Source organism: Maridesulfovibrio sp. FT414 (assembly GCF_050916235.1).
Taxonomy (GTDB): Bacteria; Desulfobacterota; Desulfovibrionia; order Desulfovibrionales; family Desulfovibrionaceae; genus Maridesulfovibrio.
The window spans coordinates 600,627-627,032 of record NZ_CP104854.1 but is presented as its reverse complement, the minus strand read 5'-3'; the positions used below and the strand labels follow the sequence as shown (position 1 = coordinate 627,032).

Sequence of the window (26,406 nt, the reverse complement as noted above, 5' to 3'; positions counted from 1 at the left end):
TTTGGCTTGAGTGGGTATATGTGGAGTTGATTTTGGGGTTGGAGTATTGATGTACTTCCTTTGTTATATAAAGTTACTAAATTCTAGAGAGCGACTTTATGCCTGTTGATTGTTTTAATGTGGCTTCAAGTCTAATAAAAAAGATACCTTTGATAATGAAGTCTTGGGAGCAAGGTGTAAAGGTATATGAGTTTAGAAATGCAGGCTACAGCGATTCTGTTGATAGTGTTTTAAATAAAATGCGTTTGGAGTTTAAGAGCCCGTCATTATTAGCTGGTTTAAAAAGAAAAATTAATATCCTAATTTTTTTCCCTGAAGGTCTCGAATATTATACAGATTTTTTTGATGTTATCTGTTCAGATGATTCAGAAATACACAAAGATTTAAGTAAGCTTTTTGAAGGGACAATTTGTCATGGGAGTTTCGATGAGTGTATAAAAAATGTCAATTATTCAAAGTTATACGATAGCCTGTATAGTCGATTTGGAGAACTAGAAGAGCAGAAATTCTATGCCCAACTTGAACGTTTTGTTGGGTATTTTTGTTTTCGATTTATGAGTCGTGCTTCTGGTGGGGAGCAGGTGATAATTACTTTGCTTGGTGAGATGTATTCGGGAATTCAAGGTATTGTCGCCAAATTGGAAGACTTGGAGAGTATTACAGATAATCTTGTTTTGAAGCCAGAAGCAGACTCTAATATTGAGCATATTTGTTTTGAGGAACTTTTAAAAAGTTTAGCCTTTTGTTGTGCTTTAAATGTTATTGCAAATAAGGCTGTGCAAAATATAATCAAATATATTCACGATGAAAATGATGGTGATGCCGTAATGGACATAAATTCATTTACGGAAATGTATATTCGTAATAAGTCCGTAGTTAGTATTTGTGATGATTTTAGCAGAGCTTGTTATACTTTGTTCGATGTAAATGATCTTGAAGATCGTGACCTTCCAGATGTATTAAGTTTTATTTGGTATGTTCTTGTTTCAAAAGAATTTAGCCTAGGAATGAGTAGTGATTACAAGGTTCATGTTGGAGGTCTCTCCTATATGTATCTGTGTAATTTTAAAGATGAAGTTTATGAATTGGATGCACTTATCAGCTCAGTAACTAAGAAACAATTTAGGGGGGGGAAGGGAAGGAAATATTATAGTATTTCTGAAGGATTAGAGTCTGGTTTTAGGAATAAAGATGATAAAACAACCAGAACTAAGGTTCTAAATATTCTATGTAAGTCTTCAAGAGATGAAGGGCAATTGACAGAGCCTGACGAGAGTCTTTTGGATGATATAGAAGATGTGAGAGCTAGACATGAATTACTAATGAGTTTTGGAGATTATGATTTTGCAGTATTCAAAGATCTGGATCAGAATTCAAACGTTGTGTCTGACTTAAATAAATTTTTCCCATTGCTGCAGTTCGTTTTGTATGACCAATCAAATAAAGCTGTTTGTATACGCAATGCTGAAGAGTTGAGAAGAAAAATTGCAGTGCTACGGCAGTTTTTCGAGTAGAAAAATTTAGGGAGAGTTGTGAATGACGAATTATATAAAATTAGACAATTCTAAAATGATAGACGGCTATAAGTGGGAAGAAAATATCCAGCTTGCAGTTAACGCAGCTTTAGCTGTAAATCGCCCTCTATTGGTGAAAGGTGAACCTGGAATTGGTAAAAGCGAGCTTGCGAAAGCCGCAGCTAAGGAATTGGGGAGAGCTTTTATATCTGAAACCCTAACAGCGAGAGCCGAACCCAATGATCTTTTGTGGCAATATGATGGTGTTCGCAGACTGGCTGAAGCTCAAGTTAAACGCAATTCAGAGTCTAGTTGTATCAATGTTAATTCCGAACTTTCAATGGAGAAGTTTATTTCGCCAGGAATTCTTTGGTGGGCTTTTGACTACGTGGAGGCAAGGAAGAAATTTGTTGCTTGTCCTGGACAGTGCGAGCCACATCAAAAGCAGCTAAACCATGTCGAAAATGGCTGGGTAGTCCTGATTGATGAAATTGATAAAGCAGATTCAGATGTGCCCAACTCTTTGTTAGAGGCATTTGCTGATTGTTCTTTTCAGGTTCCATATATACAGAAACCTGTATCCATGAAAGGTGTCTCTCCCTTAGTTATTATTACGACAAATGAGGAACGGGAGTTGCCTCCTGCATTTTTACGCCGCTGTCTTGTGCTCAAGATGGAACTCCCTGAAGAAGAGACTAATGCAATTGACTGGTTGCTCTCGCGGGTCCCTGATGATGTTGGTTTGAAAAATGAGTATCTTGTAAAAGCTGCGAAGATAATCTTAGAAGATCGTCGGAATAGCAAGGGGCGCCATAAACCGAGCTTGGCTGAATTTATTGATTTTATTCGAGGCGTGGATAAGCTTTCAAATTCTTCAGAGGATATAGATAAACATCTCAATGAGATTAAAATGTTTGTTTTAAGCAAAGATAAACGTTGAGTTTATAGTGACTTCCAAAAACAAAAAGAAAGGCGCAGTCGGGCGAAGTGATTTGTTGGAACTTGTAAGTTTGTTTCCCAAAGCTTCGTATAAAGAACTTGCTGAATTATTGGGGTATTCCTATGAAGAAGATTTGTGTGAGGGGAAAGGTGATATAGCTTCTGCGGAAATAGCAGTTTCTTCTGTTCCCGTAGTACCCTCTAAAATGGATTCGGATATTCTTGAAGATAAAATGATTGCAGATCAAGCCGGGGGGGTATTTGCAGATTTTTGGCATGTTGAAAGTCGGGAAATTTTTGCCGATGAGCCTCAAAAGGAAAGTGCTGCCTATGAGGCGCAGTCAGTTGTTAGCGATCCTTTTGAAAATGTAGCCATTAAGCCTTCTCAAGAGGCTCCTTATCTGATGCCTTGGGCTAGACTGTGGCCTTTTTTAAAGGGGGCCCTGCGTAGCTCTCGCCGTTCCCGTCTTATTGACGAGAAGATGGCCGTTAAGTGTCTTTCTCGTGCTCTTCCAGTTGATCGAATTCCTATGAAACCATGTCACACATGGGCTGAACAGATTCAACTTATTGTTGATTATGATGAGCGTCTTTTCCCTTTTTGGAATGATTTTAATGGTGCAGTCAAAGGGATTTCAAAGGTTGCAGGTGAGGGACGTTTGGATGTTTATCGGATCTCAAACGGGCCTATGTCAGAGGCAGAGGTCTTCAGGAGTCCATGCAGAGAATTGTTTCATCCAAAGTCCTCTTCTGTTCCTTTATTAATTTTTTCCGATTTAGGTTGTTATGACAAATCTGGAAAGGCTTTGGATGAGTGGATAGAGTTTGGACAATGGTTAAAGAATCTTGATGTCTGCCCTGTTGTGTTGATGCCTGTTTCTCCTGATCAATGCGACGAAAAACTTTCAGACTATTACCGACTTGCCTTTTGGGACAAAAATGAATCGTTGCCTGTAATTAAGGGAGAAAAAGGGCGTGGAAAGCGAGTTACTCCAAGGCAAAGTATTGCAGAAGATGTGGAACTGCTCTTAAGTCTGCTTTCTCCTGCGACACGTGTAGAGCCAAAACTTATGCGGGCAATGCGTTTTGATATGCGAGTGGGAACTGTTGCAGTTGAAGCTAATGTATGGCTGCATGAGCGAGTGAATCGACATTTACTGGCATTTGAATTTGATAAAGTACAGCAGGACGTTTGGCGTGAAAAGTTTATGATGCTAGATGCTGATAGGCGTCAGCTGGCGATTGAACTCATACAAAAATATCACTCTTTTCTCCCCGAAGAAATTCAGCTTGAGGAAGAAGTGACTTGTGGGTTTATGTCTGGAAAAGGGCTTTCCCCTGCAGCTATTCAATATCTTGAGTGGTTGGGAGAATGTTTTGCCGATGGGGGTGGTGAATATGATTCAGAAGACCTTTGCAAGTGGGTGAATCGGATGTCAATGCGTCAGTTCAGCCTCCTTGCGAAGAATGAAGAATTTTCAAATCTGCACAGAGTTTTCGCTTATGCAAATAATGAAGCCTTGGAAGCTGGTGAATCTGTATTGTTTCCAGAGTGGTTTGATCCAAATAAGGTTCCTGATTTAACGGATAGTTGGCCGGATGAAATATGGCTGTTTGTGCAGGAAGGTGAGTCCTTAAAAGCAATACCTGAACAAGAGCATTCACAGCTGAAACGGGGATGTCCAATCGCATCTATTCGTGTCAATCCTACTTTGACCATAGAGGAACAGGGGGAGAGAAGGCGTTTTTCTATGCCTAGGAATTTTATTTTTTCATTATCAGCTAAGCAGTCATTGGTACTTAGAAGTGAGTCTGAAAAAGTTGAATTGAGTATAATTAAAATTCCGGAATGGGCTGACTCCATTTGGCAAGACCAGGAAGGCCTGCATGTCACTCTCCCTTTAAATGATTCAAAAATTAAATGGGTATTGCCCAGCGAAGTTGATCAATTAGGAAGCATTCCAGATCATGTCCAACAGCCAAAAGATGGAATTGAGTATGGTTTTTGGCTTAATCGCTCCCAGCTTGAAAAAACAATTGAAGTGGGAATTCCTGATACGTCATGGGCAAATGTCCACGGATTTGATCAATATGGGTTCTATGCTGATTTTTCGATTGAAGGGGTTGTGCAGCGTATGCGCTGGATACAGCCCGGCACTTTTATGATGGGATCGCCAGAAGATGAGTTGGCGCGACAGCATAGTTACGAAAGACAACGTGAAGTAACGTTGAGTGAAGGCTATTGGCTTGCTGACACGGTTTGTACTCAAAAAATGTGGATAAAAGTGATGGATGGTAACCCTAGCTACTTTAAAGAAGGTGGCGAGTTACCAGTAGAGAATGTCTCTTGGGATGATTGTCAGGATTTTTTTCGAATTGTGAATGATAAATTTCAAGGGCCAAAACTCCGGCTCCCGACTGAGGCAGAGTGGGAGTATGCCTGTCGCGCCGGAACAAATACTCCGTTCGCTTTTGGCAAGGATATAACTACAGAGCAAGTGAACTATAACGGTAATTATCCATACAACGGTGGAGCCCAAGGCGAGTATCGAGAGAAAACTGTTTCTGTAAAAGGTCTTCCTTGTAATCAGTGGGGGCTTTATCAGATGCACGGAAATGTCCGAGAATGGTGTGCTGAATATCTTGAAGGCCCTATTAAAGATCCACAAGGTCCTGCTAAAGGCGTAAATCGTGTTTTACGTGGCGGCAGCTGGAACGATCGTAGCTGGCATGTGCATTCGGCCAACCGCGGCATGAGCGAACCGTCCAATCGGGGAGACTTAGGTTTTCGTTTTTCCTTAGACCTAAAAGGATAATCGAAGACGTGAAAGGGTGCCCCCCTTTCGGGACACGTTGTGGACCAACACTCAAGGTCAGGGATAAGTTTAGTGTTGTAAGCAGGGAGTGAATATAAATGCCTTTAGGTTTTATCGACAATGGTCGCCCTCCCTCCCCTTTCCCTCCGGAATGGGCAAGTTCCTGGGGGCAGGACCAATACGGGGTTTGGGCCGCACTCCAGATTGAAGGCGTGGAGCAGGTTCTGCGTTGGGTATGGCCGGGGATATTTTTAATGGGCTCACCGGATGATGAGTCTGAACGTAATGATGATGAAATACTGCATGAGGTGGTCATAAGTCACGGTTTCTGGTTGGCGGATACGGCTTGTACACAGGAATTGTGGGGAAAGGTCATGGGAGATAATCTCAGCGGTTTTATGGGGGATGACCAGTTGCCTGTAGATAGCGTTTCCTGGAGTGACTGCCAGGATTTTTTGCGAACCGTAACTGATAAATTCAACGGTCCAAAACTCCAGCTCCCGACTGAATCTCAATGGGAATACGGATGCCGTGCTGGAACGCAGAAGCCATTCTCATTTGGTGATAATATCACTATTGCGCAGGTTAACTATAATGGTCATTTTCCATACAAGGATGGGGCTAAGGTGGAAATGAGATGGCGTTCCGTTGCAGTTAAGGAATTGCCCTGCAATCAGTGGGGGCTTTACCAGATGCATGGCAATGTGATGGAATGGTGCGCTGACTGGTATGGCGAATATCCGGAAGGGGCTAAGGTAGATCCTGAAGGATCTGATTCAGGCGAGTTCCGTATTCTGCGTGGCGGCGGCTGGGTTGGCAATGGTAGGTTTGCCCGTTCCGCCAGCCGCTACAGGGCCCGACCTGATGACCGTAGCGGTAATTATGGTTTCCGTTTTTCTCTAGTTTAATATGTGGTAGGAGAACCATATTGGCCTGTCTCACATCCCGTCCATCCTTTGGATGGCAAAAAGTAGATGGCCACCGGTATGTAAGTAGGATTTCTCGAAAACTTGCCGGTGCGTCGCTTTTTTCAAACACTAAGAGTAAATATGAGCTTAGGTTTTACCGATAACGGCTTTCCTCCATCCCCTTTCCCTCCGCAATGGGCCAGTTCATGGGGACAGGATCAGTACGGGCTTTGGGCTGCATTGCAGATTGAGGAAGTGGAGCAGGTGATGCGCTGGATACGCCCAGGTCGTTTTTTGATGGGGTCTCCTAAAGGTGAGCTAGAACGAAGTGATGATGAAGTGCAGCATAAAGTCACTTTGACCGACGGCTACTGGTTGGCAGATTCAGCCTGTACTCAGGAATTATGGGGAAAGGTCATGGACAATAATCCCAGCGAGTTCAAAGGAGGGGATAAGTTACCAGTCGATTCCGTATCTTGGGATGATTGTCAGGAATTTATGAGCATTGTCAGTGACAAGCTTAATGGGGTAAAGCTTCGGTTTCCGAGTGAAGCCCAATGGGAATACGCTTGTAGAGCAGGGACACAAACTTCATATTCCTTCGATGATAAAATAACTACAGATCAAGTGAATTATAACGGCAAATATACTTACAAGGATGGTACCGAAGGTGTGTATAGAGAATGTACCGTAGCTGTGAAGTCGTTTACAAGGAATCACTGGGGACTTTACCAGATGCATGGTAATGTTTGGGAGTGGTGTTCAGATTGGTATGGAGAGTATCCTGAAGGTGCCAGCTTTGATCCTGAAGGTGCTGACTTAGGCTGGTTCCGTGTTTTGCGTGGCGGCTGTTGGATAGACTACGGAGGTAGCGTGCGTTCTGCCGTCCGTGACAGGAGCCGGCAGGATTCCCTTGGTAGGGGTATCGGTTTTCGTTTTTCCCTAGACCAATAAGGGAGCAAGGACCTTTTGGGCTGTGTGGCGGAGCAGCACTAAGGTTAGGGGCGCGTGGAGTCCGCAAGCATTTGATTTGAGGGATGATGAGATATACACTTTTAGTGTTTAGTTTTTTGTTGCTGAGGTTCTAATGGCGGGAGCAAAATGGATACAAAGAATTTAGGTTTTATCGATAACGACGTTCCTCCGTCCCCTTACCCTCCGCAATGGTCCAGTTCTTGGGGGCAGGATCAATTCGGTCTTTGGGCTTCTTTGATGATTGAAGGCGTGGAGCAGGTTATGCGCTGGATACGGCCTGGAAGATTTTTAATGGGATCTCCGGATGATGAGCCTGAACGTAATTATGATGAAACACTGCATGATGTGGTCATAAGTCACGGGTTCTGGTTGGCTGACACAGCCTGTACTCAGGTATTGTGGACAAAAGTTATGGGCGATAATCCTAGTCACTTTAAGGGTGACGACCAGTTGCCAGTAGAGAATGTTTCCTGGAATGATTGTCAGAAATTTTTGCGAACCGCAAATGGTAAACTTAACCGCCCTAAGTTAAAGATCCCGACTGAAGCCCAGTGGGAATATGGATGTCGTGCCGGAACGCAGACATCCTTTTCATTGGGTGAAAATATAACGACAGATCAAGTGAATTATAATGGTCACTATCCATATGCCGATGGTCCTAAAGGAGAGTACAGAGAGGCTTCCGTTGCTGTAAAGGATTTTCCCTGCAATCAGTGGGGGCTTTACCAGATGCATGGCAATGTCAGGGAATGGTGTGCTGACAGGTATGACCAATATCCGGAAGGCTCTAGAGTGGATCCTAAAGGACTTGGATCAGGCGGGCTCCGCGTTCTGCGTGGCGGCAGTTGGATCGGTAGCGGCGGGTACGCGCGTCCAGCCGATCGCAGCAGGGTTCCGCAGGACTACTTCAGCAGGGATTTTGGTTTCCGTTTTTCTCTAGTTTAATATGTTGTCGGAGAACCGTATTGGCCTGTCTCACATCCCGTCCATCCTTTAGATGGCAAAAAAATAAATGTCCACCGGTATGTAAGTAGGATCTCCTGAAAACTTGCCGGTGCGTCGCTTCTTTCAAACTCCAAGAGTAAATATGAGCTTAGGTTTTATCGATAATGGCTTTCCTCCATCCCCTTTCCCTCCGCAATGGGCCAGTTCATGGGGACAGGATCAGTACGGGCTTTGGGCTGCATTGCAGATTGAGGAAGTGGAGCAGGTCATGCGCTGGATTCGCCCCGGAATTTTTATGATGGGATCTCCAGAAGGTGAGCCTGAACGAAGTGGGGGGGAAATTTTGCATGAAGTTACTTTGACCAAAGGGTACTGGCTGGCTGATACTGCCTGTACTCAGGAGCTATGGACCAAGGTCATGGGCAAGAATCCTAGTTCATTCAAGAGTGATAGCCAGTTGCCGGTTGAGAGTGTGTCTTGGGGAGACTGTCAGGAGTTTTTGCGTTCTGTGGAGAGAATAAATCCAGGATTGAACTTTCGACTTCCGACTGAAGCAGTGTGGGAATACGGATGTCGTGCCGGAACAGTTACACCTTTTTCATTTGGTAAAAATATCACTTCTGCACAAGTTAATTACAATGGTAATAGTCCATACAATCATGCACCAAGAAGTGAGTATCGAAGTACGACTGTCCCTGTGAAATATTTACCTTGCAACCAATGGGGCCTGTACCAGATGCATGGCAATGTCTTGGAGTGGTGCGCTGACTGGTATGGAAAATATTCAGATGAGCCTATAGTAGACCCTGAAGGGCCTATTTCTGGCGGAAACCGTGTTCTGCGTGGGGGGAGCTGGGTTTACAATGAAGGGAACGCCCGTTCCGCTGACCGTGGTCGGAGCCGGCCTGTCACTAGAACCAATTATTTTGGATTGCGTTTTTCTGTAGTTTAATATGTGCTCGGAGGGCCATATTGGCCTGTCTCACATCCCGTCTGTCCTTTGGATGGCAAAAAGTAAATGGCCACCGGTATGTAGGTCGGATCTCCCGAAAACTTGCCGGTGCGTCGCTTTTTTCAAACACCAAGAGTAAATATGAGTTTAGGGTTTATCGATAACGGCGTTCCCCCATCCCCTTTCCCACCGCATTGGGCCAGTTCCTGGGGGCAGGATCAGTGCGGGATTTGGGCTGAACTGCGGATTGAGGGCGTAGAGCAGGTTATGCGCTGGATACGTCCTGGAAAATTTATGATGGGATCTCCAGAGGATGAATTAGGGCGGAAAGATAACGAAACACAGCATGAAGTAACACTCTCAAAGGGCTATTGGCTGGCCGATATAGCCTGTGCTCAGAAATTGTGGAATAAAGTTATGGGCCAGAATCCCAGCAAATTTATAAGTTCTGACCAATTGCCGGTTGAGTACGTGTCATGGGATGATTGCCAAGTGTTTTTGCGAACCGCAAATGACAAACTTAATGGGACGAAACTTAAGCTCCCTACAGAATCTCAATGGGAATACGCTTGTAGAGCAGGAAAGCAGACTCCGTTTTCATTTGGTGAGGTCATAACGACGGATCAAGTTAACTACGACGGCAGCTTTTCTTACAGGGATTGGCCTAAAGGTGATGAAAGAAAATGTACAGTTGCTGTAAAGAAGCTTCCCTGCAATCAGTGAGGGCTTTACCAGATGCATGGTAATGTCTTGGAGTGGTGTGCGGATTGGTATGGAAAATATCAAGAAAAAGCTAGTGTCGACCCTGAAGGTCCTGATTCAGGCGTAGTCCGTGTTTTGCGTGGTGGCAGCTGTTACGACGAGGGCAGGCGTGCGCGTTCGGCCTGTCGGAGCGGGGCTAAACCGACCGACTGTTACGACTGCTTTGGTTTTCGTTTTTCCTTATGCTCAACATAGTAATAGGATGCGCAATAGGAATGTTGAGCTTCTGCGGACTGCGGCGCAGAGAGCGGCTTGGGGAAGTTCAGGAAGTTGTTTTGTGTGGTAGGATTGGGAGTAGATACAAATGCCTTTAGGTTTCATCGACAACGGCGTTCCCCCGTCACCCTTTCCCCCGGAATGGGCTAGTACCTGGGGGCAGGACCGTTATGGTCTTTGGGCTGCATTGCAGATTGAAGGCGTGGAGCAGGTTATGCGCTGGATGCGGCCTGGGATTTTTATGATGGGATCTCCAGAAGCCGAGCCGGAACGAAGTGGGGGTGAAATCCTGCATGAAGTTACTTTGACCAAAGGGTACTGGCTTGCTGATACTGCCTGTACTCAGGAACTATGGACAGAGGTCATGGGCAAGAATCCTAGTTCATTTAAGAGTGATATTCAGTTGCCGGTTGAGAGTGTGTCTTGGGGCGACTGTCAGGAGTTTTTGCGTTCTGTAGAGAATATAAATCAAGGATTGAACTTTCGACTTCCGACTGAAGCAGAGTGGGAATACGGATGCCGTGCCGGAACAGTTACACCTTTTTCATTTGGTAAAAATATCACTTCTGCACAAGTTAATTACAATGGTAATAGTTCATACGATCATGCACCAAGAAGTGAGTATCGAAATACGACTGTCCCTGTGAAATATTTACCTTGCAACCAATGGGGCCTGTACCAGATGCATGGCAATGTCTTGGAGTGGTGCGCTGATTGGTTTGGTGAATATCCTGAAGGATCTTCTTTAGACCCTAAAGGTTTTGACAGTGGAGATTCCCGCGTTATGCGTGGGGGAAGTTGGCTCATTTTCGGTGGACGTGTGCGTTCCGCCTATCGAAATTGGTCTCGTCCCGATCTTCATTTTCGGGACTTCGGTTTCCGCTTTGTCCTAGGACCAAAGGAGTAGCCGGAGATGTATGGACTGCCCTCTCATATTAGGCTGGTTTGCGGAGTGAAATGTATCTTAATATCTGGCACGGTTTCTCGTGGTGATCAGCCAGTTCAGGAGTAAAACAAGAATATGTCTTTAGGTTTTATCGATAATAGCGTCTCTCCATCCCCTTTCCCTCCGCAATGGGCCTGTTCCTGGGGACAGGAGAAGTGGATCTATTTAACTGGACCACTCAGCGGCGTTTTTAAGGTGGACAGTTTAACAAGTTATGCCGCCTTGCGAGTGTCCAGATGGGGTACTCCATCTGGGGCGTTGCCCTTTTGATATATCTCCATTGGCTTCTTGCCGTCAAAAGCAAAATGCGGACGATGGTTGTTGTAGAAGTCAAACCACCTTGCCAAAGATTGTCGCAACTCGCTTCCAGACAAGAATTCACGTAGATAGACGCATTCATATTTTACTGAACGCCATAAGCGTTCGATCATCACGTTATCCATCCAGCGTCCACGGCCATCCATGGAGATTTGGACTCCTGTATCTCGCAGTGTTTTAGTGAATTCGTAGCTGGTAAACTGACTCCCTTGATCAGTGTTGAAGATTTCGGGGACACCGTATCTGTTCATTGCATCCTCAAGAGCGGCGATGCAGAAATCCGCATCCATGGTGTTGGATATTCGCCAAGACAAAACAGACCGGCTATGCCAATCCATGATTGCAACAAGATACAGGAAGCCTCTTTTCATCGGAATATAGGTTATATCAGAGCACCAAACATGATTTGGTCTGGAAATTTCTAAATTACGCAGCAAGTACGGATAAATCTTGTGCTCAGGATGTTTCTGACTGGTTCTGGGCTTCTGAAAAACAGCCATTAATCCCATCCGGCGCATAAGTCTTTTTACCCGGCCTCTTCCGACTTGATGTCCTTCATCTCGAAGCATATTGCGCATCTGCCGAGTCCCAAGAAATGGATAGTCCATAAACAACTCGTCAATCCGTTTCATCAGTGACAGGTTATATTCGGATTCTCCGATGGGCTGGTAGTAATATGTTGAGCGTTGCAAACCAAGAATGTTGCACTGTCGCCGAATGCTGAGACACGGATGCCCTTTGTCGACGACTTCACGCCTTCGTTCTGTGCTCAAATTTTTACGAAGGCTTGCTGCAAAAAATCTTTTTCGACCGTCAATTGCCCGATTTTGGCGTGCAATTCCTTTATCTGTTCAGCATTATCTTGTTGGACTGTATTTTTTTTGCCGGAAAACATGTCGACAAGCCCTTCCTTGGCCTGCTTCTTCCATTTCGAAATCTGGTTGGCATGAACGCCATACTTGGTGGACAATTCGGTAAGGGTATATTCACCAGACAAAGCGTCAAGTGCTACACGGGCTTTGAACTCTGCGGAAAAGGTTCTTTTCTTCTTGGACATGAAACAGCCTCCTTGGGCTCTTATATGTCCACCTTAAAACGTGGTCCAGTTTTGTGGACCCACTTCTGCAGCCCGTTAAGCTTCATAATACGGTAGACCCGTTTGTGATTGACTTTCGAAAGCCCCAACTCGCGAAGACGGTGGTTCAATCTGGCGCAGACGCGGCGATAACCATATGTTGTCCGTTTATCAATGATCTCCATGATTAACGGCAAAAGCCTTGTGTCATCCGCTTTGGAGTATCGAACTGGTCTAGGCTTGGGTTCATGAGCCAGTCGGTCATTTAAACGGGAGCGGGAAACATCCATTGTTTCAGCTACCCGTTTCACAGGATGTCGTCCTTTGGCAGCAACGGAATACGCGAGATCAGTTTTTTTTCGCGAGCAATTTCCAAGGCATCCTTCAGAATTTCAACTTCCATCGTCTTCTTGCCAAGCATTCGCTCAAGATCACGAATCCGTTTTTTAAGTTCACGGGCCTCCGATACTTTAACGACTTCGCCACCGGAACCAACCGCTACCTTGCCGCCTTCGCTCATAAGTTTCCTCCATCGGAAGAGGAGACTGGGAGCAACCCCGTTTTGTCTGGCAACGTAAGAAACAGACATGCCTGGAAGATATGACTCTTCAACCATCCGCATCTTTTCTGCCACGGACCAGCGACGACGCTGAACCTGATTCACTACCTCTACCGTTTGAAATTCTTTAGCACTAGGTCTGGTCATAGGTATAGACCTACCTCCTAATTTCTTGGAGGTGTCCGGACGAAATGGGGGCTACTACATGCTGGAACTAGTACACGGTACTCTTTTGGAGATATGATAAATACAGAGCTAGTTAATTATGACTGTGAGAATGGATATAGTCATTCAATGTCTGATGGATCCCGAAATAAGACTGTTCGCGTAAAGGAGCTTCCTTGTAATCAATGGGGATTATATCAGATGCATGGAAATGTTTGGGAGTGGTGTGCAGATTGGTATGGAGCATACCCGGAAGATTCTATAAAAAATCCTAAAGGCTCTGAAAATGGTGAGTCTCGTGTTTTACGAGGAGGGGGCTGGTTTGGTAGTGACATCGTTGCGTCTTCTGCTTATCGAAGCGGGAGTCAGCCTGATGCTCGTTATTCTTACATTGGTTTTCGTTTTTCTCTAGATTAAAAGATATCCAGAAGCGCAATAAGAATGGGTGAAACAATTATTGGCTGTTTTGCAGAGCAGTCTTGAGTTCTGGGATGGTATAATAAAATATGCTTTTTACTGTGTCAATTTTTGGGGAGGTTTACACTTTCGTCTAGCATTTCAGTTACTATTTTTACTAGGTTTTACTTATGCATGATTTATAGGTAGCATTTGTGGATGGTATGCTTGTCAAGAAGAGATTGTATGGGTTTTACTTTTCCTTCTCTTGAAGAGTAGTCTGAGTCATAGTTCAAGTATTCTATTTCAAAAAAATGCCCAAAGTGGTCTTTGAAACTTTTGGCTATTTTGTTTTGAGTTTTTTGAGAGAAATCTGAGTCGTTAACGTTGATTGCTAATTGTATTTTTGTGAATGATTTTTGTATTAGTCTAATATTGTTGATTGGTAGGTCATAGGTGATTACAAGTCTGTAAATCCAGTCTAGTAAACGACCTGAAGGTATTATTGTTCCATCCTTTCTAACAAAAGAATCATTTATACGCCCGCATATTTTGTTAAGAACTGGGGATGTTTTTCCGCAGCTACATTTGGTTGTGCTAAGGGCACCTAGGTCACCTTGTCTATACCGTATGAGCGGCATTGCAAAATTTAATAAGTTAGTTCCAACTATTTCCCCCGTCTCTTCTATAGGTGTGGGGGTGTCTGAGTTTATATTTAATATCTCTATATAGGAGCTATCTTGGACAAGGTGGTATTTATGGTTTTTACATTGGTAAGCAATTGCAGAAAGTTCCTCGGAGGAAAATTCATCGTATACATGGCTGTTAAATGTACGAGCAAATTTATTTCGCTCAAGTTGAGTCGATTGTTCAGAGTTTGTTATTATTGTTCTTATTCCTGACTTGCTCATGTCGTATGGGGCATTTGCAATAATGTCATGAAGGATAGATGGATAGGCAGCAAGAACCGAAGGCCTAACTTTTGTTATGGTTGACGTTATTTTATCTATGGGGGCCAAGTTGTTTATGTAGAAAACGCGGTATGCTCCTAGTATGTTAGAAAAAGGGTACTCGGATGTATATAAAAGCAGTTCTTTTGAAAGAAAATTGTAGAATGGATCCATTTCTTTCAGCATTCTGAGTACTTGGATGTGTTGTTCTATAAATGCCTCGGGGGTAATGTATAATGTGACAAATTTGCCATTTGTACCTGAGCTCCTTGATATAATAAGTTTAGATCGTTTGCATCTACGATCTACAAAGTCAGTTGGTCTTTCTGCTAATTCATCTTTTGTAATTGTGGGTAAGTATGAAAGATCCTCAAGGCAACGAATGTCTTCTGGGGTTATTTTATGTATTCTGTATTTTTCATTATAGAAGGGTGTGTAATTGTATGCTACTTCGATTAGTTGTTTAATTTTTTTAAATTGTAAATCTTTTATTATACTTTGTTTAGTGTAAGGTATTTTGAAGCATTTTCGGTGTTTTGTTAGGCAATGAAAACAAAGCTTAAGATATTCAGAGTGAGAAAATTTACGCATATTTAGTTTTTTATGAGGTGTGATTAGAGTTAGATGCCATAATTGAGGTATATATCCAAGGTGTCGATGCCTCTCCTCTTATAAGTTTTGTTTCGTGTGTAGTTTTAAGTGGGAAAAATAGATTTTTAAATTGTAAATCTGATGCGATTGAATAAGTTCTGATTTGGTCAATATATTTGTAGGCCATTGCAGCTAGTGTTGCCTTAGTAATGGATAGTTTAATGCCTTTTTGATTATATCTAGTCATTATTTTTTCAACAAATTTTTTTTTGTCAAGATTACTCTCTTTGAATGCCGTATCATATCTTTCTCTCTGCATAACTCTATCTGACGTAATTATTGATCCGTATTTGTTTAGTAGTTTTTTCCAAATTTCAATTATTTCTTTTTGTTGAACATGTTTAAATCGTGAAATAAAAGAGTAAGAGGTTATAAGATTAAAAAAATTGTTTGGTAAAGAACATCTGAAAATATCTTCACGAATTGTAGTAAATGTTATGTTATCTGGAAGTTGCAGTCTGTCTACATACCACTGGCAAATCTTTAAAGGGGTAGTACAAATATCAATGATGTAAATTTGAATTTTGTTACTATGGGAAATGAGAAAGGGGTGAAGATGGTGGAGTATTGCATAGTCAGCAGTTCCACTAATCAAAATATTCAAATCATTGTGTCGGTTCTGAGTAAAGAAGTCCTTATAGGAGTTAAAATGAAGCTCTTGTGAGTGAACTCCACCAAAAAGTCTAAGATATTGCCATGATGAATGATACCAGAAGCAATCACAAGTATGGTTGTTAAGGCAATTTTTTTTTGCATATTGGTACATTATATCTGAAGATTCTTGCAGAAATTGCTTACTTGAATCATGTTGTGGGAAGCATGTTATTGGTGTGTTCATATTAGTCTAAGTATCCTGTTTAGTCTTTTTTTGTAACGTAGATGGAAAAATATGCTTTGTGTGCTTCGTCAAGCCAATTTACCGGGTCACTTGTTTTGCCAATGGGGTGATGTATGTCTATTATAGATAGTTTGGCGTTTTTTAGGGCTAAAGTATAGTCTTCTTGTGACCAAAAATAATCGTATAAAACAACGTTGGTCCCTTTTATCGAAAGTTGTGCGGAGTCGCCACTTGTAAGCTCGTTTTCATTATGACTTAGGTCGTAGTCAAATGAGACCCAATTCCCATCATATGTGCTAGCAGGGGATGTTACAAAAACAAATATTCCCCCAGGTTTCAAAATTCTTTTCATTTCTATTAAAATGCGTTCAATCTCAGCTAAATTATCAACTTCAATGAAAACGAAACTAGAAAATACAAAATCAAAGCTGGCATTGGGAAAAGGTGTTTCAGCACTTTTTATTTGGATATATTCACCATGTTTGTCTCTGGCTACAGCTTCGGTAATCATTGTTGGGCTTATGTCTACACCGCTCATATTGTATCCAATCTCTTTTAGAAAACGAGTGGATCTTCCTGTTCCGCAGCCATAGTCAAGGCCTCTGCGGCCATTCGTGTTCATTCTGAGGATGCTGGGTATGTCTCTGAATGCTAAGTAGTAAGTCCCGTCAATGTCTAAGGTGGAGTATTCTTTTGCAAACTGGTTGTAATCGTGAGTTATCTTTTTTTCTGTTTTTGAAGTAGCACCAAGCCTTTCTAGAGTGCGTAGTTGTGCTGGTGATAGTCCGCTAACGCCAGTGATATCGGTGTCTTGGTATGGCCTGTTTGAACTATAATTTTTTTCCAAGCGATATGGGGAAAGAGAAAATGCCTTTATCGTTCCGTCTTCACTTCCGCTTATTATGAAGTTGGTTTTGGGGTCGCATGAAACTGACCACACACCCGACTGATGGTTATTAAAAATATGACAGCATTCTTGGGTTTTAAGATCCCATACTCTTATAGAATTGTCTTTACTGCAGCTAATGATGAAATTTCCCGTATTATCAAAAGTTACACTGGTAACATATCCTGTATGTCCATTCATTATTGTATGTGCGTCGGTTTCTAAATCCCATATTATAACGGACTTATCTTCACTAGAGCTTGCTATATATCTATCAGAATGATGGATAGCTATGGAGCTTATTCTGTCGGTGTGGCCAGTTAATGTCTTTATGCATGTTTTTTGGGTAAGATCCCATATCTTAATTGTATGATCTTCACTTCCACTTGCTATGTGAGGTTTTTTGTTAAAAAACTTAACAGACCATATACCATCTGTATGCCCACAAAGAGAATATGCACATTCGCCTTTGATAAGATCCCATATCTTAATTGTTTTATCGTCTCCCGCGCTTGCTAGGGTTTTGTTCTCATGGTCAAAATCTACAGTTTGGACCCACCTTTCATGTCCTCGGAGCACTTTAATCACTTCCCATGATTTTGTGTCCCATATTTTAATTGTTTTATCGTCACTGCCACTAGCCATCATTGAACCATCGAAATTAAAAGTTATTCCAAAAGTCCAACCTGTATGCTGCCGTAGCCGTTTAATCCTTTGCCGTGAGATGGCGTCCCATACTTCAAGTGAAAGGTCTGCGTTAGATCCTACGATGATGTCTTGCGTTGGGGAAACCGCTGTAGCTTGAACCCAGTTTATATAGCCGCGCAAGGCGTGAAGGCATTTCCAGTCTTTGGTATCCCAGAATCGTATTGTTCGATCATATCCTCCACTGATTAAAAGATTTGTATTTTTTGCAAAGGTTATTTTCCAAACTTCTCCGGTATGATCTTGTAGTTTTTTAATTAGCTCTAAAGTCTCGGCGTCGTATATATGTATGTTGCCGCTTTCATCGCTGACGGCAAAGTTGTTGCTATTGCTGTCGAATGCGATTGAGTGAATACACTCTTTTACATCGGTAATTTCGTTAGTGCAGAATAGGTTGCTGTGATTCCAAAATTTAATAGTTTTGTCCCAACTACAGCTTGCCAATATTTGGTCATTACTTTTAAAAGAGATGTCCCTCACTACATTGCTGTGAGCGTCAATCGTATGGGGGGAGTCCCAGTCAAATATATCATAAATTTTTATTGTTCTATCTGCGCTACACGAAGCAAGTTTGTGTCCATCGTCGCTAAATGCGACTGAAAAGACTTTATCTGTATGGTTTGTTAGAGTTTTAATGCATTGACCATTTTTCGAGTTCCATATTTTAACCGAGTTGTCATCACTACCTGTAGCGAGGATTTGCCCTTTAGGATTAAAGGCTACAGTCCATACAGAGTTCGTGTGGTGACTAATACTATGGCATGTAAAGTCTTCCGTGCTCCACAGTCTTACAGATTTATCTTCTCCGCCACTTGCTAACATTTTTCCGTCAGGGCTAAATTCTAAAGCGAACACCCAGTTAGTATGGCCTGTTAAAGTTGCCTTGATTTGGAGGTCGTTTGTGCTGTAAATATGAATTGATCCACTGGACTCACTAGCCGCCATCAGTTTTCCGTCAGAGCTAATTGTTAAGCTGGAAATTGGTCCAAAAGTTTGGAGGAATACACAGTGTTTAAATTTTGAATTAGTAAACCTGACATTGTGGAGTAGTGAATCTTGTAAAAAAGCTTGTCTAATTGAAAGTTCAGAAAAATCGTAACCATCTATTATGCGGTTAAAATTAGATAAAAGATTTAGAATGTTTCCTGCGGCATAACTTGGTTTAAGTTCAATATTTTTTCTAAGTTCTAAAATATATTTTTTAAAATGAGCTTTGTATCCAGATTCTCCATTTAGTGAGCGAATTAAGTTTTCATTTAATGGACTAATTATAATTCGTAATTGTGTTTTGCGGATATAGTCTTTTGCCAGAGCTTTTAGGAGGGCATATCTGTCCAAAGTGGTACATGTAAAATTTATAATATCTTCTTCTGCTTTCTTTATTATTTTTTTTGTTGCAAATTCAATAAATATTGGTTGTAAAAATAATTTGCTATTGTGTTTATCTAGTGGGAAGTGATTTCGTAAGGACTGTATTGTTGAGGGTAGATCTTCACGAGATTCATATGATAGCAGATCGTTTTCAAGACTCTCAAGAGAAATTGGTTCTCTGTTAAGTGCAATCCAATACAGCAACTCTCTTTCTCGTGAAGTTAATCTGTCATGATGCCAATTCAAAAGATCTTGCAAGTCGTTAAATAATGATTTGCCCTTTTCTAAGAACGATTTTAGTCTTCCTAAGTATACTTCTTTGATATGTTTAGCCACTAAGTTTAAGGCTAATGGATTTCCATTGTATAAAGAAATTACTTTATTATATTCCTCTTTGGCACCAGTGAAGTCTCCTATACTATCAAATATTCTTATGCCGTTTATGTTATCAATTCCGAATAGCTCTAATTTCCTTGTTGGTCGGTTGTTGCCTTCTAGTGCCGCCAAGGCTTTGGGGACTACGCTACTAGTGAGAAGTAGACAGCTTGAGTGTTTAGAACTCCCCAATTTCTTAATGAGTTTTGAGTATTGTTGTATGTAAGAGTCTATGTCGATTAGCTTAGGGTCTAATATAGATTCAAAGTTGTCTAAAACAATCAAGCATTTTTTATGCTGTAAGTATTCGAGTAAAATGCAAAGCAAGGCATCTGTGTCTGTTGGTAGCTCTATTCTTGGTTGACCAGATACTATTTGTATTATGTCGCTTATAATGTCAATTAAAGGGGGTGCATTTACTAGCCCTTTCCATATTATATGGTCAAAATGGTTTGCGTCACAGCTATTCGCATTAGATATTTGTGATCTGCAAAAGTGGGACGTTAACATTGATTTTCCCACACCACGCATTCCGACTATGCCAATTACAGAACATTTCTCTTTATTTATCCAATTCTTTAAAGTGGTTAATTCTGTATCACGACCATACAGTTCCTCTGTAATTGGCGCATTTTCCAATCCAGTTATATTTTTTGCTGACTCATTAATTATCCAATATCCTTTTTGTATAACATGTACAACATAGTCAGCTGCGTTACGGGAGGCCTCTCGTTGGGCTTTATCTGTTTTGGTTCCGTCTCCCCAGTCACATATCGATTTGATTATAATCCATTCAGTTTGTGCGCTGCTTGCTGCACTATAGAGTCCGCCTCCTTCCATTTCTCCACCAATTGCCTCAGGAGCAAGGTCAAAAAGCTGTCTATTAAAATTAATATCGTCTACTAGTTTTTCGCCAGACAGAATGAGTCCAAAGGATGGTTTGGTGCCTTTCCAGTCATATTGAGCATTTCTAAAATGGTTTAGAAGAGTTTGGCCACAAGTGACCTTGTCTCCTCTTAAATGTACTGTCCCATTTTGTATTTTGTGATATTCATATGCCTGAATTTGTTTAGAAATTAAAATTTCACCAATTTTTTGTTTTTTCTTGTCTGCTCCAAAAGCCACGCCGATCATAATTACAGCAATTGGTTTAAGCTCAGTAATTGCTTTATATACAGTCAGTAAGGCTCCTCCTGGGGTCGAGCTGCCTATTTCACATTGAAAAAGGAAAATATGTGTGCCTCCAATTATTCCGAGGTCAAAACACGCCATGCCTCCAATTTTTTTTGTTTCTCTATTAGATGCCCCTATGAGAGAAAATGCATCAAAAATACCCATAACTTCATTTTCGTTTGCGGCAAATAAGATTATATTATTCATTATATCTATCTTAATTTCCTAAACCGAGGACTAGAAGTGTAGTAATAATGCCAATAGTGCCTATGAGAGTAAACATTGCGTTAAAGCAGTTAGAGTAACTTCGTATGTTGTTTTCTTTTCTGTATAATTTCGATTTTTCGTCCAACAAAAAAGGACACAGTTCATCACTATCCGTTTGTGATTTTTTTTCCAACAAGATTAATCCTTCTTCAACATTTTTAATCATATTTGTAGTTCGCTCGTCGAGTTTCCGAAATATGTATGTGATAATGCTCAACGAGAATGGTATGATCGCATGTAGTTTAAATAATGATCCTGGTTTTAAATAGTTAGCAAATGCTCCAATCATAATTGCAGACATTATCAGATAAAAATTGAAGGTTTTAAGTCTCTGTTCAGAATGCAACGCAAAGTAGCTCCACAAATATTCTCTAGTTTTTAAATCATTATTATTGAGCATGGTTTCCTGTTATTATAAGCAAGTTGGTTACATGTAGTCGTCATCTTGTGCTCTTCTGCTTCTCTCTTATAAATTTTTTATCATAATATGATTATAGTAGGCAAGGGTAAACGTTAATTCTTATGTAGCCCTCCCGTATATTAGGCCCAGCGAAAAGTAGAGATTTCTGATAAAGACAGCCATGAAGGAGGTTGTTTCAATGCGGAAATCCAGATTCAGTGAAAGTCAGATTATCAAGATCCTGAAAGAAGTCGAAGGCGGTCGTAAAGTCGCAGACGTGTGCCGAGATTACAAAGTTAGTCAGGCTACATACTACAAGTGGAAATCTAAGTACGGTGGTATGGAAGCTTCCGATATTCGTCGTCTGAAGGACCTTGAAGAAGAAAATCGTAAGCTCAAAAACATGTTTGCCAACTTGAGCCTTGAAAATGAAGCTCTGAAGGATGTCATAGCAAAAAAGCTTTAAAGCCAGCTGAGAAGCGTGACCTTGTTGACTACCTTTGTAACGAATTTTGTCTCAGTATTCGGCAGGCATGCAGCGCACTGCGTTTAAGCCGCTCAGTGTACTGCTATAAGCCTAATCCACGAGATAATTCGTTAATCATTGAAATGCTTCTCCAGTTGGCTGATCGGTACCCCCGTTACGGTTTCAGAAAATTATTCGTCCTGCTGCGCAAGCAAGGACACCACTGGAACCATAAAAGGGTTTATAGAATTTACTGCATGCTAAAAATGAACTTTCGGCGAAAGGGAAAAAAGCGTTTACCGTCCCGGAATCCAGAAGTCTTAGCTGTTCCACCACAGGCAAATATCTGTTGGTCAATAGACTTCATGCATGATTCGCTGATAAGTGGGCAAATGTTCAGGACTTTCAACGTACTTGATGATTTCAGCCGCGAATGTTTGGCCATTGAAGTAGACACAAGTCTGCCCGCCGGAAGGATTACTCGTGTGCTGGACAGAGTTTCTGCATGGCGCGGATTTCCTAAAAAAATGAGAATGGATAACGGTCCAGAACTGATTTCGGTAACATTGGCGGACTGGGCTGAACGAAATGGTGTTGAGCTGGATTTTATCCAGCCTGGTAAGCCGACTCAGAACTCATATATTGAACGCTTTAACAAAACATTCCGTAACGAAGTTTTGGATTTTTACCTGTTTTCAACGTTATCAGAGGTCAAGGACATAACTGAAGACTGGATTCGTCAATACAACGAAGAGCGGCCCCATGAGTCGCTCAGAGACATGACTCCTGTCGAATATGTCCAAACACATTCACCCCAAGAAAACTCTACTTTTGGATGGCACTAACTTGGGGAGGTTTACACTTAGCTTAACTGTTAATTTTTGATGGATAGTTTTTAGTCTTGACTTTCGGAGTTGTAGATCATGCAGCACCCCCCCTTGGTCTTTGTCATTGTCCTTTGTTTAAGCCGTAGATATAGAATTCTTGTTTGAGAATGTAGTAGCCCCCATTTCGTCCGGACACCTCCAAGAAATTAGGAGGTAGGTCTATACCTATGACCAGACCTAGTGCTAAAGAATTTCAAACGGTAGAGGTAGTGAATCAGGTTCAGCGTCGTCGCTGGTCCGTGGCAGAAAAGATGCGGATGGTTGAAGTGTCATATCTTCCAGGCATGTCTGTTTCTTACGTTGCCAGACAAAACGGGGTTGCTCCCAGTCTCCTCTTCCGATGGAGGAAACTTATGAGCGAAGGCGGCAAGGTAGCAGTTGGTTCCGGTGGCGAAGTCGTTAAAGTATCGGAGGCCCGTGAACTTAAAAAACGGATTCGTGATCTTGAGCGAATGCTTGGCAAGAAGACGATGGAAGTTGAAATTCTGAAGGATACCTTGGAAATTGCTCGCGAAAAAAAACTGATCTCGCGTATTCCGTTGCTGCCAAAGGACGACATCCTGTGAAACGGGTAGCTGAAACAATGGATGTTTCCCGCTCCCGTTTAAATGACCGACTGGCTCATGAACCCAAGCCTAGACCAGTTCGATACTCCAAAGCGGATGACACAAGGCTTTTGCCGTTAATCATGGAGATCATTGATAAACGGACAACATATGGTTATCGCCGCGTCTGCGCCAGATTGAACCACCGTCTTCGCGAGTTGGGGCTTTCGAAAGTCAATCACAAACGGGTCTACCGTATTATGAAGCTTAACGGGCTGCTTCTGACTCGGTACACGGGAAAAACTCCTGAACGTACACACGAAGGCAAAATTATCGTATTAAAACGCAATGTCCGTTGGAGCTCTGACGGTTTTGAATTTCAGTGCGACAATGGGGAAATCGTGAGGGTCGCATTTGCCCTTGACTGCAAGGATCGGGAAGTAATCAGCTATGTTGCTGGAACCTGTGGCATCAGCGGTGAAATGATTCGTGATCTGATGCTTGAATGCGTTGAGAAACGATTCGGACAACCCAAAACTCCGTATCGTATTGAATGGCTTTCAGATAACGGTTCCTGTTATACCGCACGGGAAACAGTATCGTTTGCTGCTGGGGTCGGGTTGCTCTCACGTTTTACGCCAGTGCGTAGTCCTCAAAGCAACGGCATGGCCGAAGCTTTCGTAAAGACGTTTAAACGGGATTACGTCTACGTAAAAGACCGTCCAAATGCGCTGAACGTCCTGTCCAGAATCGGCAACTGGTTTGAAGATTACAACGAGAACCATCCGCATAAGGGACTACGGATGCAGTCACCACGGGAGTATATCCGATCAGAGCTCGAGGCATCAGCACAATGTGAGTCGGCGGGGGACCGTCGAGAATGGGCCCCTCAGAAGCTCGTCGGAGACGGTCTCCCGACGGCGGGAATCAAGTAACTGGGTGTCCGGTTTAGCAGGGGCAACTCCAGAGAACTTTAGCCATCATGGCTTGGCATAACTGCTCTGCAAGATCTTGTTTTTCGGCAAATTTACCGAAGCCATAGTCAAGATTCGTTGGAGAGCTTCCAAGTAATCCAAGTCACGCATTTCTTCGCAGCAGGCGTGGAAAAGTAGCCCGAGAGTGCGTGGATCGTCATCTCGCCTTTTTTCCAAAGCGAGGAAGAGGTACCGCATCATGATGGTGGTGTGCGTGATAAGCGCATCAAAGTCTCTGGCCTGACAGCCTTTTTCCAAGTCCAGATGCTGTTTGATTGTGTGAAAAAAGATTACAATGTCCTAGCGTTTTCCATAGATACGAACCACATCGGCATCAGACAGTTTCGTATCCGCGGAGAAAAGAGCAAGCCAGTCTTTTTTATGCTTGTTACGCACTAAGACGATACGGGCAGAACTGCCGTTGTTCATTGCGAAAACCTTAGCACGACCGCGTCTTTTCATGATTTTTCTATAGATTGCATCAACGGTCAGACGTTCATCGCCAAAGTTGTAAAGAATTTTGGGAGTACGTCAAAAGGCCAGATTTCTCTATATTTGACCGGCACAGAATAGGGGAAGACCTCAGCTGTTGTTAATTTTGTGTTTAAGGTTTAAGCTAAATCTCTATTTGAGATCATGCTGTAATATAAAAGGAGTTCTTGTTGTTATGGGGTGGAGACTTATTTCTAGTGTTAAAGAAGAGCTGGCTAGGTTAAGTGAATTCGGTTTTAGTCAAACCTTTGGAACTAATGGAGGAGGAATTAAGCATTTTTCTAAAGAAGATTCCGGGGTTTGTAGTCCTATTAACACTGCTGCTACAATTTATTATAGTAAAGAATACCTAGGGGGGGCAGATTCTTTTTTGAGAGAATCTCCAACAGCGTGCTACCAAAAATACGTAACTCCAGAGTTGGAGCAAAAACTAGTTTGTTTAGATTGCGACCTCCCCGAAAAGACAGTTTTTGAAGCATATTATGTTTCTCAGTTGGCATTAGCTGCCAATGGTGATGTTGCTACTGAAACGTTGGCATCATGGCTAGATAAATATATAACCGATTGGCTTCTTGGTAGAAGAAGTTATTCGTTGTCAATGTATGTTGTTTATTTGGCCTCGCGTGTAATCGAACGAGACGGCAATGATTTACAAGAGTTGCTAAATCGACTTAGCCTATTTGTCGTTACTCACCAGATATCTCTTGCCAAGGCACAGATATGGGAAGAGTTTGATTCTTTGGAACTTGTGTTTTCTCTTTCTGTACTAAAGAATAGTAATCATGCTTCAAGTATAGTTCCCTTAGCTATTAATGTATTGCGAGAAGTTACAGAACGTCAGTCTATTTGGAAGAGCCAAAATTTTGTTGTAAATGGCAAGCGGATGATCTGTTCTTCTGCATACAATGCTTGTGTTGCTTTGTTGCTTTCAGACATCGGCAAAGTTTATTTTGACGAATTAATCAGTTGTTTTAATAAACATTTTGAGTGGATCACAAAACAAAAATATAGTAATTCTTGGCTGGTTTCAGATTCAAGCCTGAGGGAGCGGATTGTCGAGCCGTGGTTCAACCTTATAGTCTTGGAGTTCCTAAATTTATTTTCACGAATGTTGGAAGTTGGTCTTCAAGATAGTCTTAAAGAAAAATATCAGTCTAAAATAGTTCAGTCTAAGTTTGAATGGGATGATATGATGCTTGAGACTATTGATAAAGATGCAATAAAAAATAAGGTGATAGAACCATTGCGGTCTGGGGTTATGAAATCGTCAGCCGTAATACTCTATGGTCCTCCTGGGACAGCCAAAACAACCATTGTTGAGACTCTCTCCAAGTCCATCGGATGGCCGTTTATTGAACTAACGGTTTCAGATTTTTTGTCAGGCGGTTTGGACAGTGTTTATGCTAATGCGAATACAATTTTTGGAGATCTTCAAAAAATTGAAAAAGTTGTTGTCCTGCTTGATGAAGTGGAACATATTTTTGCAGACCGAGATTCTGACAGTCCTGACTTACGTAAACAGTTCTTAACTGGAGCATTGTTGCCTCCATTAAAAAAAATACATGACGAAAAGAAAATCTTGTTATGTATAGCTACTAATCATATTGATATCTTTGATGCAGCGATTAGTCGCCCTGGGCGTATTGATATGATTATTCCTGTTGGTCCTCCAAATGAGGAATCCAAAACAAACTTTTTTATTAAAAATAAAGGCCTTGAGGAAAGTGAGGCTAGAGACTTGGCTAAACTGGTTGCCCCTGAAACTACAATTGGAGAGTTGTTATTGTTTAGTGAAGTCGATTTCTCGATAGATGGGACTAATAAGCTGCTCAAAATTCATGAAGAGTGGAAGTCTTTACTACCTAATAAGATGCAAATTAGCAGTGCTCAATATAAAACGTTTTTAAGTGACATTGAAGAGTATAGAAGGGTATAGCATA

The 26,406-nt window shown here is 41.9% G+C and carries 14 protein-coding genes and 4 pseudogenes; 13 read left to right on the top strand and 5 right to left on the bottom strand.

Annotation, left to right across the window (positions count from 1 at the left end):
• The first annotated feature begins 98 nt into the window (after positions 1-98).
• From N7E73_RS02865 to N7E73_RS02825, 9 genes and pseudogenes are all read left to right on the top strand, one after another.
• Positions 99-1,514, top strand: a complete 1,416-nt coding sequence (locus N7E73_RS02865; RefSeq protein WP_432737430.1) for a hypothetical protein — start codon at positions 99-101, stop codon at positions 1,512-1,514.
• 22 nt (positions 1,515-1,536) lie between these two features.
• Positions 1,537-2,454, top strand: a complete 918-nt coding sequence (locus N7E73_RS02860; RefSeq protein ID WP_432737428.1) for an AAA family ATPase — start codon at positions 1,537-1,539, stop codon at positions 2,452-2,454.
• 7 nt (positions 2,455-2,461) lie between these two features.
• A complete protein-coding gene (locus N7E73_RS02855) occupies positions 2,462-5,269 on the top strand; it encodes a formylglycine-generating enzyme family protein (protein WP_432737426.1) in 2,808 nt (935 codons plus the stop codon).
• A 98-nt stretch (positions 5,270-5,367) separates the two neighbouring features.
• Positions 5,368-6,177, top strand: a complete 810-nt coding sequence (locus N7E73_RS02850) for a formylglycine-generating enzyme family protein (protein ID WP_432737424.1) — start codon at positions 5,368-5,370, stop codon at positions 6,175-6,177.
• Between the two features lie 141 nt (positions 6,178-6,318).
• Positions 6,319-7,131: a formylglycine-generating enzyme family protein gene (locus tag N7E73_RS02845; RefSeq protein WP_432737422.1), complete on the top strand. Its 813-nt coding sequence runs from the start codon at positions 6,319-6,321 to the stop codon at positions 7,129-7,131.
• 147 nt (positions 7,132-7,278) lie between these two features.
• Positions 7,279-8,097, top strand: coding sequence for a formylglycine-generating enzyme family protein (locus tag N7E73_RS02840; RefSeq protein WP_432737421.1), 819 nt, complete (start codon positions 7,279-7,281; stop codon positions 8,095-8,097).
• Positions 8,098-8,239: 142 nt separating this feature from the next.
• Positions 8,240-9,049, top strand: a complete 810-nt coding sequence (locus N7E73_RS02835) for a formylglycine-generating enzyme family protein (RefSeq protein WP_432737419.1) — start codon at positions 8,240-8,242, stop codon at positions 9,047-9,049.
• A gap of 141 nt (positions 9,050-9,190) precedes the next feature.
• Positions 9,191-10,006, top strand: a pseudogene (locus tag N7E73_RS02830) (formylglycine-generating enzyme family protein).
• Positions 10,007-10,115: 109 nt separating this feature from the next.
• Positions 10,116-10,934, top strand: a complete 819-nt coding sequence (locus N7E73_RS02825) for a formylglycine-generating enzyme family protein (RefSeq protein ID WP_432737418.1) — start codon at positions 10,116-10,118, stop codon at positions 10,932-10,934.
• A 251-nt stretch (positions 10,935-11,185) separates the two neighbouring features.
• On the opposite strand, the gene N7E73_RS02820 is transcribed toward N7E73_RS02825, so the two are convergent.
• Together N7E73_RS02820 and N7E73_RS02815 are read right to left on the bottom strand one after the other, a co-directional pair.
• Positions 11,186-12,348 (bottom strand): IS3 family transposase gene (locus N7E73_RS02820; protein WP_432735928.1). Its coding sequence is split into 2 segments (ribosomal slippage): positions 11,186-12,070 and positions 12,073-12,348, totalling 1,161 coding nucleotides; the frame shifts between segments, so codons are not numbered across the junction.
• A gap of 68 nt (positions 12,349-12,416) precedes the next feature.
• Positions 12,417-13,072, bottom strand: a pseudogene (locus N7E73_RS02815) (transposase); the annotation flags it as partial.
• An 81-nt stretch (positions 13,073-13,153) separates the two neighbouring features.
• Here N7E73_RS02815 and N7E73_RS02810 point away from each other — a divergent pair.
• Positions 13,154-13,507, top strand: a pseudogene (locus N7E73_RS02810) (formylglycine-generating enzyme family protein); the annotation flags it as partial.
• A gap of 179 nt (positions 13,508-13,686) precedes the next feature.
• Here N7E73_RS02810 and N7E73_RS02805 read toward each other — a convergent pair.
• From N7E73_RS02805 to N7E73_RS02795, 3 genes are read right to left on the bottom strand one after another with little or no spacing between them, the layout of a single operon-like run.
• On the bottom strand, positions 13,687-15,027 hold the full coding sequence (locus N7E73_RS02805) for a phenylacetate--CoA ligase family protein (protein ID WP_432737416.1): 1,341 nt from the start codon (positions 15,025-15,027) through the stop codon (positions 13,687-13,689).
• 10 nt (positions 15,028-15,037) lie between these two features.
• Complete coding sequence (locus N7E73_RS02800) at positions 15,038-15,925, bottom strand: hypothetical protein (RefSeq protein WP_432737415.1); 888 nt, start codon at positions 15,923-15,925, stop codon at positions 15,038-15,040.
• 19 nt (positions 15,926-15,944) lie between these two features.
• Positions 15,945-20,642: a methyltransferase domain-containing protein gene (locus N7E73_RS02795; RefSeq protein WP_432737413.1), complete on the bottom strand. Its 4,698-nt coding sequence runs from the start codon at positions 20,640-20,642 to the stop codon at positions 15,945-15,947.
• 659 nt (positions 20,643-21,301) lie between these two features.
• Between N7E73_RS02795 and N7E73_RS02790 the strand changes: the two genes are divergently transcribed.
• The 3 genes and pseudogenes from N7E73_RS02790 to N7E73_RS02780 all read left to right on the top strand — a co-directional run bounded on the left by N7E73_RS02790 (position 21,302) and on the right by N7E73_RS02780 (position 26,402).
• Positions 21,302-22,413 (top strand): IS3 family transposase gene (locus tag N7E73_RS02790; RefSeq protein WP_432737411.1). Its coding sequence is split into 2 segments (ribosomal slippage): positions 21,302-21,554 and positions 21,554-22,413, totalling 1,113 coding nucleotides; the frame shifts between segments, so codons are not numbered across the junction.
• Between the two features lie 209 nt (positions 22,414-22,622).
• Positions 22,623-23,848: pseudogene (locus N7E73_RS02785) on the top strand (IS3 family transposase); the annotation flags it as partial.
• Positions 23,849-24,641: 793 nt separating this feature from the next.
• A complete protein-coding gene (locus N7E73_RS02780; RefSeq protein WP_432737409.1) occupies positions 24,642-26,402 on the top strand; it encodes an ATP-binding protein in 1,761 nt (586 codons plus the stop codon).
• Positions 26,403-26,406 lie beyond the last annotated feature (4 nt).